The organism is Mucilaginibacter sp. L3T2-6, from assembly GCF_030519355.1.
Classification (GTDB): Bacteria; Bacteroidota; Bacteroidia; order Sphingobacteriales; family Sphingobacteriaceae; genus Mucilaginibacter.
This window is the reverse complement of sequence record NZ_JAUMKC010000032.1, coordinates 15,197-33,727: the sequence shown is the minus strand read 5'-3', so window position 1 is coordinate 33,727 and position 18,531 is coordinate 15,197. Positions and strand designations below refer to the sequence as shown.

The following is an 18,531-nucleotide window of genomic DNA, read 5'->3' as shown; positions in this document are numbered from 1 at the left end:
TCACAGGCGCTTCCCAAAAAGCCCGTCGTAGGCGAGCGGGTTTTGTAAAGCGTTCCGTTCCTCTGCGGAACACCCAGAACAGCTTAAAACAGCCTGATTATCAATAGTCTTCAATTTAATAACTCTGTAACGCACTAATTATCAACATGTTTCACGGGGGTTAACAGGTTAGGTTTACAAGGCCTACACTTTTCCGTAATACCTGTACCTTCAAAGATGCTTTTGAGAACTCCAAGAAAGAATACCATTTATAAAAATTAAATATTAGCTAGTTATCTCTGAAATCTGTCCAACATTGTTCACCTTCACTTTGATTCCATTTAAACCATTAAGACTTTGTATGTTTAAATATTTTTTTAAACGTTTAGCAGTTACACTATCGTCGAGTTTAGTTTCCAAATGATGTCTAAACCAGATATCTATTGCGCCGGATGATTTTTTAGACATTTTCTGTACACGGTACAAATGTTTGCTTATCAATGCATAGTTATGATCGTTAATTGCTGACTGTAAATCCTCCAAAGTTAAACCAAATACAAACATTTCATTTTGTTGTAGGGATATTTGGTAAACCCATCCAGGCTTTGGCAGCCCTTTTAAAAGTTCCTGATCATCAAACCCGGAATTTATAATTGTGTCCCAAACCTCATTCGGATGTTTTATGATAATCGGCAATTTTGCCTGCCGCCGTTTCACAGCATCCCAAAACGAGACTGTATTTTCTTGCAATCTTCCGATTTCGTCTTTATAAATGGCTATATGATGATTATTTCGCGTTGAGACAAAATCAATCGGCTCGCCAAACTCATTAGTATGCAATGCTTGTAGATCCTTAAAACCGGTGAAACATCGTACTGACCTTACTGGTATCCCCTTGTCTTTATTGAGCCATACCGGGTTTTCAATTTTAAAAGCCTCTTTAGCATTATTCCCATGATTACTTAAATGAGATTTTACTATAGCTTTAATACCATGGTCGACAATATATTCAACATCGGCGACCTTAAAATTTGTATCAAGTTTGTAACGCACAACATGCTCGTGCCTATATACAATTACCCGATCATATCCCGATTGCTCTTTAAATAGTAAGAGATTTTTACTATTAAAAGCTTCTTTAATATTGTTATCAAATTTCCCAATATAATCTATTAATTGTGCTTTAATCTTTGGATCTGCAACATCTGTGATTCTATCGAAACGTTGATTTAAAGCAACGTCTTCAAATTGCTTAATCCTGCCATATACGGTATCCTTATGCAAGAACCCACGAGGAATAATTTCAGTTTGTTTTTGAATTTGGCCACCGGCTTTTTTTATTTTATTACTGCTATTACTGCTTACTTTTTTTCCAGGCTTAAAGGAGACTAAAATGCTATCTATCGCATCATGTATCTGCTGAAATGTAAATGGAATTTGAGTTTTGATATCAATTTCTTTGATCGCATCCTGTTTCGTTTGTTGTCGTCGTTTTTCAACTACCTGGTTTAAATTATTAAGTTGCTGAATGTAACTTTGCTCGGTAGAAGCGATAACAATTGCGTCAACCGCGTGGTGCCGGTGGTCGTCTCGCTTGCTCCAGTCAATTATTCGGTATAAAGGTTTCCCATGTTTATCCGTTTCTATAATAGTTTTTCCAATCCCTTCATATTTATGCCAGTTTAATTTCTGCAAAATTAGATCGTACCCCCAATGATGGCGAAGATAATCGGTTACTGGGCCGCTCGTAGCATATACGTTTCTACATACCAAGGTCAATAACTGTCGCACCTCCCGAACGATGAAGCGCGTCTCTTGTAATTGACGATTTATAAAATCTTCTGGTATTTTATCTACCGGCATCATTAATTTATTAAATTTTCCTTTGGAAATGCCGTCCTTTCTGTAAAGATGAGTTTTGATGAACTCAAGATAGTTATTGAATGCCTGATCCCCTTTAGACTTCATGAAATCGTATGCTGTCATTTGATTTTTGCCTAAAATGCCTGAATTTAATCTTCTGGGGCAAATCGTTTTATTTGTAAACGAATCATCAAATAACCGTGATTTAGGTATAATATGCTCTATATCATATTCACCACTGAAAAGCAAGCCTAAAGGAATTGGTTTTTCCGGTTCGTAAGGGGAAACCTTGCCAAATTCTTCCCAAAGTTTATAGCGTTCTATATCGTTCTTCGTGACTCTCTTATAAGGCAGATGCTCTTTTATTGTTTCAATAATTTCTTTATGCCTTCTATCCAACCTACTATTTCGTGAATAGGTCCTATTGCGTTCCTCTGTACTTTGTCGAAGTTCGCGGGCAAGTTCAACCCTTATTTCAAATTTATCTCTTGCGTAACGTTCCTCATTAGAAAGAAATCCATTTTTTTCGTCGATGATGTCATTAACCAAATTGATAACCTGATTAATGATTTTTTCAACAACCGGCTGACGAAGCGAATTTTTGGGATATAACTCAAGTTTATCATCCAGTTTCCTTAATTCATTTTCAATTCCAGTAATAGACGCTGAATGATTATACCCTGCTGTTTTACATGCGTCAGCATAATTAAGCCCCAACTGTAAGTGCGGTAAAATATTCCTCAAGGCCTTCGAACTTAAACTGCCATAACCCTGCTTTTGAAAATCTATCCTTGCCAACGCTTTCGAAACTTCAGCAGTAAAACCATATCGTTTTTGCAGGTTCGCAGTTAATGTTTCTGTTTCTTCCGCTGAATAAATTAAATGCCATAGCTGAAATAGAGGCTCTGCCTCAAATGTCGCGTCAACTTGGAAATGTGTGAACACTTCTCCCGTTTTCTTATCAATTTTTTCATTTTGCCTTACAGATAAATCAAATTTCAACAAGTCATCTCGGTTGACTTTAAAATGGTCAAAAACCTTTTCTATTGACGCATAAGTACGATTACCTTCCAGTTCTTTCTCATTCCGGATATTCAATTTATATTCGTCGTATCCTGACTTATAACCAAGTTCTTTTAGGCAATCTTTGACACTAAGTTTCCCTCTAACGGTTAATATATTAAATAATCTTTGTTTTTCTTCTAAAGTCAACGGGCGCTTGCCTAGCTTATTGAAACCATCTTCATAGCCTTTCATGGCCTTGAAGCTTGTGAGCTCGATATTATTCAATTCCTGCCATATCTTTGACACTTGAAAAAGAGGGGAACTTTTTGGGCTGGCCTTATGATGTTTTTCAAACAAACAGTTACTTACCAGCCCTTTCTGAGAGCGCAGTGGACGTTGGTAATAAATAATTTCGTTACGAATTTTCTGTTTATTTACCTCGGTTAAAATGTTTGAATAGTACTCTTGTTGCTTTTCCCATATTTTATCGAATTCATCGATATAAGTATTCCGCAAATAAATATTCTCTTTAATTCGTAAAGCTTCAGATCCCGGCTGTTCCTTTTGTTTAATTAGCTCATTGTAAAAATGCTGGCCAATGGTTAATCCCCCGTCTTTTAACGCCCGCTCCCGGTCATTAATTAAGTCCAGGTAGCCTTTCTTTTTTAGTTTTGATTTTGTATCGTCAATTGTTTCCAATTCTTTAGCATCGTTGGATTGATCATCTTCATTATTGGCTTTACGATTGCTTTTATACCCTCGTTTCTGATTGAGATGATAAAACACACGCCCTATCTCCTGTAAAGTTAATTGCCCAGTCACCCCTTTAGCGCGTAAACTGTATAGGTTTAGAGCATCTAATTCGAATAATTTTCTATCCGGCATCATGCCCAATAAATTTAACAGTGCTGTGAGCTGATGCCTGCGCAGTTTATAACGATGTAAATTCCGTCTTGCACCACGTTTCAATGTACGCCCCGCGTTTTTAGATATAGCGTTACCCTTGGTAAACTCATCATTCTCGTCGGCCGAGAGCGGTATGATACGCACCCCAACCCCTCTGACGGCATAATTTTCCCCTTTTTGATTTGGCGCCTGCACCAATGCCCAGCCTATGGAATTTGTACCAATGTCAAGGCCTAAGATTTTTTTCATATTGATAATAAGGCTTTTATAATATTAACACTCTCTCACACTACAAGTATAATAAATTTAATTTAGATTTGTAACGGAAAGACGAAATAAATATATGTAAAGGAACGAAGCTGGTTCGATAAAGTCAATGGTCTCATTAGCTATTAGACTTACATCTCTTTCTTATTGATTACTTACGCCATTATCAGTAGTGTGAGTTGTTATTTGCTTAATTGAAATTATCAATTTAAATTTGAGTTCAAGAATGAAGCAAATCACAATAAGGATTATTCCGTTGTGAAAACATTTAAGGCGGGGCAACTCGCCTTTTTTATTCTCCCGTCAATTTAAGCCTAACTTCCTTTCTTTCAACAAAAAAGCTATATTTGATTAGCTTTTTGTCAAACAAACCTCCTAAACCGTGTCGTCATGATCAAACGAACACTGCATTTTGGCAACCCAGCCTATCTGAGCTTAAAGAACGGGCAAATGGTTATCGACCTGCCACATCTTAAAGTTTTGGGCAATGAAGAATCAAAAAAATCCGTACCCGTTGAGGATATTGGCGTCGTGGTGCTCGATCATCAGCAAATAACCATCACGCATGGCTGTATGGCTGCCCTGCTGGACAACAATGCTGCCATCATCACCTGCAACCATACCCACCATCCTACCGGCATGATGCTGCCTATTGACGGGCACGATACCCAAAGCGAACGTTTCCGTCACCAGATCGATGCCTCGCAGCCGCTTAAAAAACAGCTTTGGCAGCAAACGGTACAGGCAAAAATTTTAAACCAGGCGGCCGTATTGGCCGAACGCGGGGTTGACTATGATAATATGTTGTACTGGGCGCGCTCGGTACGTTCCGGCGACCCGGATAATTATGAAGGCCGGGCAGCCGCTTATTACTGGAAAAATGTATTCCCGAAAAAGGTAGAATTCTTTCGCGGCCGCGAAGGCGACCCGCCTAATAACCTGTTGAATTACGGTTACGCAATTTTACGCGCTATTGTCGCAAGGGGACTGGTATGCTCGGGCCTGCTGCCTACACTGGGTATTCATCATCGCAATAAATACAATGCCTATTGCCTGGCAGATGATATTATGGAGCCTTATCGGCCGTATGTAGACCAAATTGTATTGCGGATCATCGACAATGGTGAAAACTTCCTGGAGTTGGGCACTTCTATCAAAACCCAGCTATTGGCTATAGCAACCGTTGACGTACAATTTGAAAAGGGCCGCAGTCCGCTGATGGTAGGAATACAGAACACCACCGCGTCGCTGGCGAGGTGTTATGAGTTAAAGTCGCGGAAAATTGCTTACCCGCTGATAAAAAACCTGGAACAAAAGAAAAAGAAAAGGTATGATGACGAAGATGATTTAAATAGCATAGCTGCCGACGAGGAGGCTCCGTATTATAAAGCCGACAGCAATGGGGACGAATACCCTTTTTAACCAATGCGCTTAAACGAATACCGGATTTTGTGGATACTCGTATTTTTTGACCTGCCAACCGAAACCAAAAAGGACAGGAAGATATATGCCAAATTTCGTAAGGATATTATGAATGATGGCTTTGCTATGTTCCAGTTTTCCATTTACCTGCGCCATTGCAGCAGCCGCGAAAATGCCGATGTACATATCAAGCGCGTAAAAAAAATATTGCCACCCAAAGGGCATGTCGGCATCATGACTATAACGGATAAACAATTCGGAATGATGGAATTGTACTACGGAAAAGAGGAAAAAGATCTGCCAAACACCCCACAGCAGTTGGAATTGTTTTAGCGTTAAACATTCGCTTACCTGTTGGGCTTATAGCTGTAGAAAAATAAATTACAACCAAATAAAAAATCCGGAAGCATCTGCAACCGAATTTTTTATTTTCTAATTTCAGGGTTTAAACAACTGATATTTAGATATTTAATAACAGGTATGTTGTTCTAAATATCAGTTTTTCAAAGAATGAAAGCAAATCACAACAGCTCATTAATAAACTTGTCGGCTATGCCGGTTGTTCTAAATATCAGTTTTTCAAAGAATGAAAGCAAATCACAACTGAACGGTGATAGTGGGCTTTAAGATAAATGTTGTTCTAAATATCAGTTTTTCAAAGAATGAAAGCAAATCACAACAAACAAAAACAACGGGCAACCGCATAGCACGTTGTTCTAAATATCAGTTTTTCAAAGAATGAAAGCAAATCACAACCCACTTACATAGTTGGCACGACACTCGGAAGTTGTTCTAAATATCAGTTTTTCAAAGAATGAAAGCAAATCACAACAAGCCAATGTTCAGACACCCGCAGGATTGAGTTGTTCTAAATATCAGTTTTTCAAAGAATGAAAGCAAATCACAACTTGAGTTGTATCATGCAACACAAAATGATGGTTGTTCTAAATATCAGTTTTTCAAAGAATGAAAGCAAATCACAACCATACTCCTGTTTTTTAACAACTTCAACCTGTTGTTCTAAATATCAGTTTTTCAAAGAATGAAAGCAAATCACAACTGAAGGGTCAGCATAATGACGGTTCACCAAGTTGTTCTAAATATCAGTTTTTCAAAGAATGAAAGCAAATCACAACACGGTGTCTGTTTTATGGATAGCATCACTGGTTGTTCTAAATATCAGTTTTTCAAAGAATGAAAGCAAATCACAACGTAATTACCATTTTTATGTTTAAAATCTTCGTTGTTCTAAATATCAGTTTTTCAAAGAATGAAAGCAAATCACAACCATCTTTCTTCGGCCTCCCAACCTTCTTATGTTGTTCTAAATATCAGTTTTTCAAAGAATGAAAGCAAATCACAACCAAAACGAAGAGCGTGTAGCTGAAGAAACAGTTGTTCTAAATATCAGTTTTTCAAAGAATGAAAGCAAATCACAACTATGGGAATGGGGGATAAAAAAGCCAGATAGTTGTTCTAAATATCAGTTTTTCAAAGAATGAAAGCAAATCACAACAAAAGCCCGGAAGAGGCCATGGTATTTATGTTGTTCTAAATATCAGTTTTTCAAAGAATGAAAGCAAATCACAACTAATTTCAATCATTTGATTACTACTTGTTTGTTGTTCTAAATATCAGTTTTTCAAAGAATGAAAGCAAATCACAACCACTTGTCAATAGTAAAGTGAAAATATTTTGTTGTTCTAAATATCAGTTTTTCAAAGAATGAAAGCAAATCACAACTATGAATGTAATTCATTTTCTGAGCGAGTGGTTGTTCTAAATATCAGTTTTTCAAAGAATGAAAGCAAATCACAACGGTAACTGGATAGTGGCCTTCGGGTAATAGTTGTTCTAAATATCAGTTTTTCAAAGAATGAAAGCAAATCACAACATTATCAGCCAAAGAGAAAAACGCGGCCTGGTTGTTCCTAAATATCAGTTTTTCAAAGAATGAAAGCAAATCACAACCCAGCCGTAACAGTTGGCGTGACCTGGCTAGTTGTTCCTAAATATCAGTTTTTCAAAGAATGAAAGCAAATCACAACGCTTCAATAGCCAATATGCCTTTAACAGCACAACCCCCAGCCTCCCTAAACCCGATAGCAGCGAATACCGGCTGCTTCGCAGGCTTCGGCGCAGGCCGCGACTAAGGCCCGCGCAGTATAAGCGTATAGCGGGACTGGCGGAAGTAGCAAGCACCGGCCTGTCGTTTACTTTAAATGATTTTACGGATTGGACAAGAAGATCGTATCCGGAGGTTCTCCCGATAAGAAACCTGCGATAAATAAATTTACGAACGAAGCAATCCCGTAGCTATACCTGCCGGATGACATGGCGTATATTGCATACCGACGAGGTTGCTTCGCTTGTTCCTCACTCGCAATGACAAAATGTTTTTTTGCTCTAACCACCCGCGTAGCGCCCAACACCCTATTTTGAATGCCGGGACGGAAAATACGAATGGGTCCGTTACATTCCTTTCCTACAACCTCACCGTCTCCGCAGATTTTTTTAACAATTTGTCATTGCGAGGGACGAAGCAATCCCGTAGCTATACCTGCCGGCCTTACATGGCGTAAATTGCATACCGACGAGGTTGCTTCGCTCGTTCCTCACTCGCAATGACAAATGTTTTTGCTCTAACCACCCGCGCCGCGCACGACACCCCATTTTGAATGCCGGGACGGAAAAACAAATGGGTCTGTTACATTCCCTTCCTGCAATCTCACCGTCTCCGCAGATTTTTTAACAATTTTGTCATTGCGAGGGACGAAGCAATCCCGTAGCTATACCTGCCAGTCTTACGTAGCGGCATATTGCATACCGACGAGGTTGCTTCGCTCGTTCCTCACTCGCAATGACAAATATTTTTTGCTCCAACCACCCGCGCACGACACGCTATTTTTAATGCCGGGACGGAAAATACGAATGGGTCCGTTACATTCCCTTCCTGCAATCTCACCATCTCCGGCAGATTTTTTTAACAATTTTGTCATTGCGAGGAACGAAGCAATCCCGTAGCTATACCTGCCAGCCTTACATAGCGTAAATTGCATACCGACGAGGTTGCTTCGCTCGTTCCTCACTCGCAATGACAAATATTTTTTGCTCTAACCACCCGCGCACGACACCCTATTTTGAATGCCGGGACGGAAAATACGAATGGAGCTGTTACATTCCCTTCCTACAATCTCACCGTCTCCGGCAGATATTTCGCTATCAGGTCTTCGTAAAACGGTTTCAGCTCGGCTACTACGGGTGGCTTCGGGCTTTTGGAATAGAGGTCGTACGGGTTAAATTTATCCACCCACTTAAACATTTCCTGGTCGTGGGCATTCAGCAGGTGGTCGTACGCATGCTCACGGTGCTGGGAGTAAAAAGAGTGGTAACGGATCATATACAGGCCTTCTTCAGGCAGGTAGTCTTTGGTGATGTGGTACAAATACTCATCGTGCCCCCAAGACATGTGCACATTGTCTAACCCGCAATGATGCGAGTAAACGCCGTATTTGGTATTGTAGCGCTCGTCATGGGTATCGGGGTTGTCCGCAAAAAATTCGGGGTAAACTATCTTGTCCGAGAACTTGCACCCTACCGGGAAGGAGTCGCCCACCACGTTCCACTGCGGTTCGCCAAAAAGGCAAAGCACCTTGCCCAGGTCGTGTATAAAGCCGGTCAGGATAAACCAGTCCGGGTGCCCGTCGGCGCGGATGGCCTCGGCGGTCTGCAACAGGTGCTGCAGCTGGTCGAGCGAGGTATCCGGGTCGGAGTCGTCAACCAGGGTGTTCAGGTACTCCATGGCCTGCCACCAGGGCATTTCCTTTTTATCAAACTTTAAAAAATTCTGCTTTTTCGCCAGCACGTTAGCATAGGTTTGGTATTTATGGTTCAGGCGGTAAAATTCGCGCACGCCGGTTTTTTCCGGGTCATCATAATTGCGGAATTCCTCCTTGCTTTTTGCGGGTTCGCCGGGCTCGGGGTAGCGCTGCAATACGTCGTCTTCCCATTGGTCTAACGCGGTTAGCGGTGATGCTTCTTCGTGGCTTAAATTTTTCATGATGTTTCTCAGTTTAATACAGGTAATATGGTTTGCAGGGCGTGTAATATAAAGTATATGCAGCTTAAGCCCCTCGCCTTTGGAGAGGGGTTTGGGGTGAGGCCAACCCAAAGCAAATGGGTTGCTGGCCTCTTCCCAAAAACTCCATTCTTGCCTCACCCTGCCGTCTCCAAAGGAGAGGGTTCTAAAAAGTTCGCGCAGCTTAAGCCCCTCGCCTTTGGAGAGGGGTTTGGGGTGAGGCGAACCCAAAGCCAGTGATTGCTGGCCTCTCCCCAAAAAATCCATTCTTGCCTCACCCTGCCCTCTTCAAAGAAGAGGGTTCTAAAAAGTTCGCGCAGCTAAGCCCCTCGCCTTTGCGGAGGGGTTTGGGGTGAGGCCAACACCAAAACTTCTGCCTTTACATCCAACTTATGTTAAAGTTACAAAGTATTACCTGCGGTTGGCGGTATAATTTCAAAAAAAAGATTAACAATCGCGAAATAGTTTAACACAGGCGCATTAAATTATACCCTCAGTTACCAACGGCCGCAGCTTCCCTCCGCGCCCGCTTATCCCCCAAATCGCTATCTTTACTTAAAAAAAAAGCTCAACCTGCCCATGGATGCCCGGGAGATACTTAAACAGCACATCGCTAAAACCGCCACGCTTACCGATGAGGAGTTCGATCACGTATTTTCGCATTTCGCCCGGCATTCGTTTAAAAAAGGCCAGGCCATTATCTCCGCAGGCGACAAGGCAGAGCATGAATATTTTGTGCTGGAGGGCTGCCTTAAGTCGTTTTACATTAACGACGACCTGAAAATGTTCATCTTGCAATTTGCCATGCCCACCTGGTGGGCGTCGGACTTTGACGCCCTGTACAGCGGCGCCCGCGCCACCATTAACGTAGACTGTATTACCGATGCCGAAGTGCTTTCCCTGCACAACACCGACCGCGAAAAGCTTTGCCGCGAAATTCACCAGATGGAGCATTTCTTCCGCTGGCGCACCAACCGCGGGTATGTTGCCGCGCAGAAACGCCTGCTGAGCCTGATGAACAACGACGCCCGCCACCGCTACGAGGAGCTGCTGCAAATGTACCCGCAGCTATACAACATCGTCCCCAAAAACCTCATCGCCGCCTACCTGGGCGTTTCCCGCGAAACACTGAGCAGGCTGTACCAGCATGGGAAGTGAGAGGCCCGATGTCATTAAGTTGAGGGAATATCGAATAATGAATTTCGAATATCCAACGCCGAAGTGTTTTCCTTCATTATTCGATATTCAAAATTCGATGTTCGAGATTTTTTATTACCTAAAAGCTTAAATTAAGTTAAGGGAAATAATATCGAATAATGAATTTCGAACATCCAACGCCGAAGTTTTTTCCTTCATTAGTTTTGGGGTGAGGCCAGCCCAAAGCCAATGGTTGCTGGCCTCTTCCCAAAAATCCATTCTTGCCTCACCCTGCCCTCTCCAAAGGAGAGGGTTCTAAAAAGTTCGCGCAGCTAAGCCCCTCGCCTTTGGAGAGGGGTTTGGGGTGAGGCCAACCCAAAGCCAATAGGAAGCATCTCACCTATGCAGCTAAGCCCCTCGCCTTTGGAGAGGGGTTTGGGGTGAGGCCAGTCTCAAAGTGACCTGCATCACATAAACACCGCCTTGTCTTAAATGTGATGTACATCACACGCTCGTCCGGCCGTTGCTGCCCAACTTTGTGTTGTAATTAAAAACATAAAGACAATGGAAACTCAAAAATTTGAAATCGCAACCGGCCAAAGCCATATCGACTGGATCGGCCGCAAAGTAACCGGCGCTCATAATGGCACTATCAATATCAAATCCGGTACGCTCGTATTAACCAACAGCAGGCTTACCGGCGGCAGCATCACCATAGATACCGCTTCCATCAAAATCCTGGACGTTACCGACCCCGGCACCAACGCACAGTTTGCCGGTCACCTGGCGTCGGACGACTTTTTCGCCATCGAAAAATATCCTGAAGCGATACTGGACATCACCTCCGTTACCGGCGACCGTGTGGAGGGCGACCTGACCATCAAAGGCATTATGCACCCCATCGCTTTTGATGCTACGGTAAACCTTAACAGCGATATCCTGCAAGCCTCGGCAAAGCTGGTGATCGACCGCACCAAATACGGCATGAGGTTCCGCTCCGGCAATTTCTTTAAAAACCTGGGCGAAACCCTCATTTATAACGATTTTGACCTGTACGTAAGTTTAACCGCCAAAGCTGTTGAAGAACCAGCCTTAGCATAATACATAAAGCCATGCCATACATTAAAATTGAATTGACCCGCGAAGGCGTAACCCGCGAGCAAAAACAAACCCTGATAAAAGGCGTCACCGACCTGGTGACCAACACACTGAACAAAGACCCGCACCTCACCCATGTAGTCATACAGGAAGTAGACCTGGACGACTGGGGTTACGCCGGCGAGCAGGTGTCGGTTCTGCGGGAAAAAGGGATAACAGCCGATAAAAAATAACGTCATGAAACCACAAACGATCATAATAACCGGCGCATCATCAGGCATCGGGAAGGAAACAGCCCGTTATTTTCTGCAGAAAGGCGATAACGTTGTTATTAACTCCGCTTCGCGTGATAAACTGGAAAAAGCATACAACGAACTCGGAGCAGGCGATAACCTGGTGATGGTTGCAGGTAATATAAAGGAACGGGCAACCGGTGAAAAATTACTGGCTGCCGCATTAAACAAATTTGGCTCGGCGGATGTGCTGGTGAACAATGCCGGAATTTTTGAAACCAGGCCCTTCCTGGAAGTTGATGAAAACTACCTCGACCGTTTTCTGGATACTAACCTTAAGGGTACATTTTTCACCACGCAGGCGGTCATTCCGCAAATGCTTAAACAGCGCGGCGGCGTGGTGGTTAATATAGGCACACCTATGGTTAATCATGCGTTTGGCGGCGTCCCGGCAACGGCGCCATTAAGCTCAAAAGGCGCTATCCATTCGCTTACCCTGCAACTGGCAGCCGAATTCGGCAAGTACAATATAAGGGTGAACACGGTTGCACCCGGGGTAATACGCACGCCAATGCACGGCGGCAATGGCGACGAAAACGCCGGTCTGCACCTGCTTAACCGCATTGGCGAGGCCGGAGATGTTGCGCAAATGGTTTATACCGTCGCAAAGAGTACCTTTATCAACGGCGCCATTATTAACGTAGACGGGGGCATGGCGGCGGGACATAATCTTTACTGATAAAAAAGCTTTTAACAACCGCTTTGTTGCCTGTGGTCTGCCGGCATCAAAAGCAGAAAACTCAAAAAAATGGAAACTCAGCAAACAGAAGAAATAGCCATTTCAAAAGTGTTGGAAGACTATTATTTTAAGGGAATTTACGAAGGTGACATCCAAACCCTGAAAAACATCTACCATCCCGGCACCTTATTGTTCGGCGATGTAAAAGGTCAGCCTTATGCAAAAACCCTACAGCAATACCTTGATGGCGTAGCCAACCGCCAAAGCCCCAAAGACTCTGGGAAACCTTTTAAAGGCGAGGTTATTTCTGTGAATGTCATCAACTCGATAGCCGTGGCCACAGTACATGTAAAAATGTACGACTTTAATTATGAGGAGTTCCTGTCTTTTCATAAAATTGACGGGCGGTGGCTCATTGTTAATAAAATGATCAGCGATGTTCAGCAATAATTCAGCAGGCAATGTGGTATAACACTAAAGTAACAGCAGCCCTTGGGATACAGTATCCCATTCTGCAGGGGCCATTCGGCGGCAACTTGTCTTCGGTGGAATTGGTTGCAGCGGTATCCAATGCAGGCGGTTTAGGAGGATACGGGGCATATACGCTCAATCCGCAGGAGATAGTTGACATCGACCGTCAGCTTAAAGATGCAACCGGCAAACCCTATAACATCAACCTTTGGGTAAGCGATACCGACGCGATTGATAGCGACGTGCCTGACGAGCAGTTTGAGCAGGCCAAAAAGCTTTTTAAACCCTATTTCGACGAGGCCGGAATACCCCTGCCTGAAAAACCCGCACAGTTCAAGTCCCGCTTCGAAAACCAGGTGCAGGTGATACTGGACATAAGGCCAAAAGTGTTCAGCTTCATGTTTGGCGCGCCTTCGGCAGATGTGCTGGAGCAATGCCGCAGGCTGGGCATTAAAACCGTGGGCGCAGCTACCACATTGGATGAGGCGATATTTCTGGAAAACGCGGGGGTAGATATGATCATTGCCTCCGGGTTTGAGGCGGGCGGTCACCGGCCGTCGTTTCTGGCCTCTGCTGAATCATCTGCCATGGGCACATTCGTACTGCTGCAACTGATCAGGGAGAAAGTCAAGCTGCCCATTATCGCTGCAGGAGGTATCGCCACCGGCAAAGGTATTAAGGCTGCACTAACCCTTGGGGCCGACGCGGTACAAATAGGCACCGCCTTTTTAGCCACCGACGAATCAAACGCTTTGCCAGTGCACCGTAAAATGTTATTCTCTGATGCAGCCCGGTACACTACCCTGTCGCGGGCGTTTACCGGCAGGTTAGGGCGGGGAATCACCAGCCGCATCGCTAAAGATCTGCTCCATAAAGAAGCCGGGTTCCTGCCCTTCCCATTGCAAACCACCTTTATGTCTCCCCTCCGCAAAGCCGCCCTCGACCAGCAAAAATGGGACATGATCCTGTTCTGGGGCGGGCAAATAGCGCCGATTTTAAAGCATACCAAAGCGAAGGAACTGATGGCAGCCTTGGTGGCGGAAATGGATGTTTAAATAAAGCAGCCCGCCTGTTTTACAAGCGGGCTACCGGTCTGGTTGTTATGCATGTTGTCTACCTGTCCTGCGCGGCACGAGAAACCTTTGCGCTTTTGGCCGGCGCATCATTCTCGTGCCTGAAGAGGGGTGTTTTATAAATCACGTTCAACTGGCAAATCACTATTTGTCACGAGTCTCCATCCTTCTTTCCATTTGGCATTAGCATTAGTACCAACGTAAAATTCTTGTGTTTTGACGAATTCTTTTTTTATAGTCTTAGAAAATTTATTAAACAAGTTTAAAGAAAATGGATCGGTTGAAATAGTCCCTATACTGCCTGCAACCAAAATATTATCTTTAAAAATTCCGGAAGGCTTAAAAATAACGCTTTTGGGATTATTATCTTGATAAATTGCGTACCGTATGCCACCTTTATTAAGGTATATTTCGCGTTTTCGAATATTATCTGAGTCGGGAATTATTGCATAAAATCTATTTAAAACCCAATCACCATGCTCAACTGAACCTAAATTTGGTAACTGAGCAAAAGTAGAGTAAATCGGAGTATCGAAAAAGTCGAATGTACCTGCTTCGCAGTACTGGATATTTTCAGATAGTTCTACAATTTCTAAAAGATTCTTGATATCAGTTAGATCCGAAAAGAAAAATATTTGTTTTGTTGCCATTTTATGTTCCCTTTTTTGGTATAAGCACCAAATGTCCTTTTACAATTTGTAGCCTTATTCTGCTAGCATTCGTTGCCTCCCGCGTTGTAGGCATGCCATTTCGTCGAATGTCGATAGTATTTATTCTCAGTATAACATGATCTTTCCGTGCTGTGATGTCGACATATGATCCTCCTGAACGGCTTCCTCTTATCACCGGGGGAAGGTATTCTTCTGGAAGCCTTCCGGCTCCGTTAATTATCGTCCAACCTCTCTTTTCCAACTCAGTTCCCAGATCATAATTATGATCTCTGGTCGATTGTTTTCCAAGTCGCCCTGCCTTTTTGAGTACCCCTTGGATATATTTAGCATGTTCAGCTTCTTCTGCTAATTCTTGTTCACGTGCTGCTAATTTACTAAATTTAGCTGATGGACTTTCTTCATCTTCATCTCCTGCCTGTCCTTCTGTTATAATCATCATCAGAGCATCAGCCCCGGCTACCATTGCGTCTCTTTCGGCTTGAGCAACCCTTTCATCCGCTTCCTTATCTTCTTGCTTTTTGTTATCGCCCTTTTTTTTATCTTTTTTATCGTCTTTCTTACGGTCGTTTTTGTCTTCCTGTATTTGATTCGCGAGAAAATCTCTGGCTGCCTCACCTTCCAATGTTATGTCGCTAGCGTCCATTCCATCGGGATCAATCATTCTCATTGGATTGTTTTCAACGTAGTTATATGGTGAAAACCGCCTGTTAGTTTCAGCTAAGGGATCAACCCCACCCCATCTGCCAACTACTGCGTCATAAAACCTGGCGCCATAGTCATATTCAGCTAAATCCTGCTGATATTCCTTTCCATTATATTTATATTTATTATCAGGGCTTGGCACCAGATTTTGGCTATATGTTATTTCCCTTCCAAAGGCATAATAATCGCTAAACTGCTGTATGTCTGCCCCACTAATTGTACCGCTACTTTTGCCTGCAAATATAGCTCTTACATTGCCTAAATGGTCGGTAACATTGTATTGAAAGCTTACAGCGGCTGTACCATTTGGTATAGCCCTGCCTTCTGGCGTATTAATGAATTCCAGTGTTGCTGCCCCGGTACCGGCATATTCCAGGCCATCATCATAAACACGATTCTCATTCACAGTGGCCCCCGTTTTTATAATACGCTGCAGTTTTTTTCCGGTCGCATCGTAAAAATATTGAATAGTCTTGGTACTTGTAGTTACCAGCGATGGTAAATTTAGCTCATTATATACCATCGGTGTGGTCAGCATCTTTTTTGTATCGGTTATTATGCTGCCATTGGTGTTATAGGTAAATGTACTTGTTTGTGATTCGCTTACCGTACCGTTATCTGTCACAGATAGCAGCTTATTTCCCCTTATGCTGGCCGATGTGTAATTGTAAGCAAGGCTGTTTAACGGCGTGGCAGATGTACTATTCTTTCGCACAAGTGATAGTATATTACCCAAATCGTCGTAAGTAAGCGTTTCGTTAAATGCATTATTGCCAAGCGCTGCCGAAATAGAAGAAGCCAGGGTTAAACGATTCATCGCATCGTAGGTATAGGTGAATCCTTTCTTTTCCTGCGTTAATGTCAACGATGACGGCAACTGGGTTTGCCACATTACGCTCCTGATATTACCATTGTATTGCGCCGTACCGCCGTAGCTATTATTATCTTTCTCGTAATCAATCTGCTCCGAAAACACGTCGATTACAGGGCTATAGGTTTGATCGGTTAAGGTCGTGGGATCGTTTATTTTAACCAGCCAGCCGCGGGGATTATACCGGTAATCGATATGCTGCAGGAACGTACTATTATCCGGATTGGATGCCGTATTGATGCTATGCAGGTGCTTTATCTTTGCCTGACCTGCTTCGTTGTAATCAATTTTCGAAAGTTTAATTACTCCGCTATTGCCCGTTGATGAAATGTATTGCTGTTTAACCAATAACGGTCGTTTTTTATGATCATAAGCCGTCCAATTATTAATGGTTAACTGCACAGTTGGTGCTGCGAGGTAATGTTTGCGAATTGCTTGAATGGGCAGCGATTGGAAGTTGTACTGGTTTTCCTGCGTATCAAATTTAGTTCCTGACAATGTACCTGCTTCATAGTTTTGGCTGATGGTTTTTACAGTTCGCCCGTAAGTGTCATAATGGTCAACCGTAAAAATGTAACTGCTTGTACCTAAAATGTTAGCCAATGTCGCCGTCGGCAGGCTCCTGGGTTGCTGATGCAGAGTGTCTAAAACTGCAGGGGCGGTAAAGTTAGTTGCCGATGGATTCACCGCTGTATTGCTGATAACTGCATAAGTATCATAATAGGTAGCGGAAAGCACTTTATTACCTGCTCCTGTACTTATATCCGGGTAGCTAGCATGTGTATAACCATAATTAGAAGTGGCATTTGTAAAACTCTCCCAAAGATTACTGGTGTTAAGGTCGGCTGCCGCTTGAAGTGTACTTCTGTTTGAAGCACTACTGTACTCACCGGTCATTACCACTCTACCCAGCGCATCATATTTACTCACCATCCAAATACCTTTACTTAACTGATTGGCATCCTGGCTCAATATCATTTGGTCAAGCTTATCATAAACTATGTATTGCCATCCTTGTCCAGGTATCTTTTTTTCGGTCACCCTGTTACGGGCGTCATAATGATAGGCGTAAAAATAATTGAGGAAAGTATTATCCGTTTCAGTAAAAGACGTTGCCGGCATGCTTACGGCAACGTTGGTAACCGTGCCAACTGTTGATGCGCCCGGCAGCGGTGGTATCACGTAGCGCAGGTTGCCTATATCGTCATTAATATAATAGGTTATAATGTACGTGCTTGCTCCTGATTGTACTTTCCTTGCTACCACACGGTCATTTTTATCTTTATACAATATCGTATTGTTCGCATTTTCGTCGGTAGTGGTAACGGTATTTAACTGGCCCACACCATAGTAGCCATTTCTTGTCGCCCCATTGCCACCGCTGGTAATCGTCCAAAGTATAATATCGCTCGCCGCATTGGTGCCGTATGTGCTTTTCACTGTATGGCCGCTTGTGGCAATGCCGCTATTGAGTAGCTGCCACGCGTCGCCGGGAGCGCCCTGCTCGGTTACCCGGTTTAGGGGCGCAGGTTCAAAAGCGGTTTCGGCAAAAGGCTCGGCTATTCTTGCCACCCCGTTAGACAACTGATCGCCGGTACCGGTGGGATTGTAAAAATAATAAAGGCCGGTAGTAGCGCTTGCGGTTAAGGCATCAGCTTTATAGCCGCCGTCAGTAGCGGTACCGTGGGAATAGGTCAGGTATTTTTTAAACTCCCGATCGTAAACGTCGTATGCATTGGGAGTTACCATATCCTTACCCAAAGGCGAACCCTGGCGCTGCACCGTCTGCAAAGGCCTGCCCAGGCCGTCAAAGTAACTGATGGTAGTTTCCATCGAGTCTTTACTTGCCGCAATTGACATCCAGCCGTCCAGCTTGGTTACCGTAGTTGCCGGGCGTTTGGGCTCGCGCAGCATAATATAGTTTTGCGCGGCGGTTTGCGCCATCGCGCTATGGGCGCTAAAGATTAATATTACCAGGTAAGCAACATTAACCATTCTTTTTAATAACTGCATGGT

14 protein-coding genes and 1 CRISPR repeat array are annotated in these 18,531 nt (G+C 43.4%); of the genes, 10 read left to right on the top strand and 4 right to left on the bottom strand.

Annotated features, from left to right (window positions below; translation table 11 throughout):
- Positions 1 to 264 precede the first annotated feature (264 nt).
- The gene (gene cas9 / locus Q3W13_RS23965; protein ID WP_302868378.1) at positions 265 to 4,002 is read right to left on the bottom strand and encodes a type II CRISPR RNA-guided endonuclease Cas9; all 3,738 of its coding nucleotides are present in this window, start codon (positions 4,000 to 4,002) and stop codon (positions 265 to 267) included.
- Between the two features lie 408 nt (positions 4,003 to 4,410).
- On the opposite strand from cas9, the gene cas1 reads away from it, so the two are divergent.
- From cas1 to Q3W13_RS23945, 4 genes are all read left to right on the top strand, one after another.
- On the top strand, positions 4,411 to 5,442 hold the full coding sequence (gene cas1 / locus Q3W13_RS23960; RefSeq protein ID WP_302868375.1) for a type II CRISPR-associated endonuclease Cas1: 1,032 nt from the start codon (positions 4,411 to 4,413) through the stop codon (positions 5,440 to 5,442).
- Between the two features lie 3 nt (positions 5,443 to 5,445).
- Entirely contained in the window at positions 5,446 to 5,775 is a 330-nt protein-coding gene (gene cas2 / locus Q3W13_RS23955; protein WP_302868374.1) for a CRISPR-associated endonuclease Cas2, read from the top strand.
- Positions 5,776 to 5,924: 149 nt separating this feature from the next.
- A CRISPR array of direct repeats spans positions 5,925 to 6,730; the repeat unit is 46 nt; unit sequence GTTGTTCTAAATATCAGTTTTTCAAAGAATGAAAGCAAATCACAAC.
- 58 nt (positions 6,731 to 6,788) lie between these two features.
- Positions 6,789 to 6,944, top strand: a complete 156-nt coding sequence (locus tag Q3W13_RS23950) for a hypothetical protein (RefSeq protein ID WP_302868371.1) — start codon at positions 6,789 to 6,791, stop codon at positions 6,942 to 6,944.
- 528 nt (positions 6,945 to 7,472) lie between these two features.
- On the top strand, positions 7,473 to 7,595 hold the full coding sequence (locus tag Q3W13_RS23945) for a hypothetical protein (RefSeq protein WP_302868370.1): 123 nt from the start codon (positions 7,473 to 7,475) through the stop codon (positions 7,593 to 7,595).
- Positions 7,596 to 8,629: 1,034 nt separating this feature from the next.
- Here the strand turns inward: Q3W13_RS23945 and Q3W13_RS23940 are convergent.
- On the bottom strand, positions 8,630 to 9,787 hold the full coding sequence (locus tag Q3W13_RS23940; RefSeq protein ID WP_302868367.1) for an inositol oxygenase family protein: 1,158 nt from the start codon (positions 9,785 to 9,787) through the stop codon (positions 8,630 to 8,632).
- Between the two features lie 312 nt (positions 9,788 to 10,099).
- Here Q3W13_RS23940 and Q3W13_RS23935 point away from each other — a divergent pair, with 312 nt between their 5' ends.
- The 6 genes from Q3W13_RS23935 to Q3W13_RS23910 all read left to right on the top strand — a co-directional run bounded on the left by Q3W13_RS23935 (position 10,100) and on the right by Q3W13_RS23910 (position 14,253).
- Positions 10,100 to 10,678 carry a Crp/Fnr family transcriptional regulator gene (locus Q3W13_RS23935; RefSeq protein ID WP_302868365.1) on the top strand — a complete coding sequence of 193 codons (579 nt, stop codon included), beginning with the start codon at positions 10,100 to 10,102 and terminating at the stop codon, positions 10,676 to 10,678.
- A 543-nt stretch (positions 10,679 to 11,221) separates the two neighbouring features.
- Positions 11,222 to 11,758, top strand: coding sequence for a YceI family protein (locus tag Q3W13_RS23930; protein WP_302868363.1), 537 nt, complete (start codon positions 11,222 to 11,224; stop codon positions 11,756 to 11,758).
- A gap of 11 nt (positions 11,759 to 11,769) precedes the next feature.
- Positions 11,770 to 11,988: a 4-oxalocrotonate tautomerase family protein gene (locus Q3W13_RS23925; protein WP_302868362.1), complete on the top strand. Its 219-nt coding sequence runs from the start codon at positions 11,770 to 11,772 to the stop codon at positions 11,986 to 11,988.
- Between the two features lie 4 nt (positions 11,989 to 11,992).
- Positions 11,993 to 12,727 carry an SDR family NAD(P)-dependent oxidoreductase gene (locus tag Q3W13_RS23920; RefSeq protein WP_302868360.1) on the top strand — a complete coding sequence of 245 codons (735 nt, stop codon included), beginning with the start codon at positions 11,993 to 11,995 and terminating at the stop codon, positions 12,725 to 12,727.
- A 69-nt stretch (positions 12,728 to 12,796) separates the two neighbouring features.
- Positions 12,797 to 13,177 carry a nuclear transport factor 2 family protein gene (locus Q3W13_RS23915; protein WP_302868358.1) on the top strand — a complete coding sequence of 127 codons (381 nt, stop codon included), beginning with the start codon at positions 12,797 to 12,799 and terminating at the stop codon, positions 13,175 to 13,177.
- Between the two features lie 11 nt (positions 13,178 to 13,188).
- On the top strand, positions 13,189 to 14,253 hold the full coding sequence (locus tag Q3W13_RS23910; protein WP_302868357.1) for a nitronate monooxygenase family protein: 1,065 nt from the start codon (positions 13,189 to 13,191) through the stop codon (positions 14,251 to 14,253).
- Between the two features lie 134 nt (positions 14,254 to 14,387).
- On the opposite strand, the gene Q3W13_RS23905 is transcribed toward Q3W13_RS23910, so the two are convergent.
- Both Q3W13_RS23905 and Q3W13_RS23900 read right to left on the bottom strand, forming a co-directional pair.
- Positions 14,388 to 14,921 (bottom strand): hypothetical protein, encoded by a 534-nt coding sequence (locus Q3W13_RS23905; protein WP_302868355.1) that lies wholly within the window; start codon positions 14,919 to 14,921, stop codon positions 14,388 to 14,390.
- A gap of 1 nt (position 14,922) precedes the next feature.
- On the bottom strand, positions 14,923 to 18,528 hold the full coding sequence (locus tag Q3W13_RS23900; RefSeq protein WP_302868353.1) for a DUF6443 domain-containing protein: 3,606 nt from the start codon (positions 18,526 to 18,528) through the stop codon (positions 14,923 to 14,925).
- Between the last annotated feature and the right edge of the window lie 3 nt (positions 18,529 to 18,531).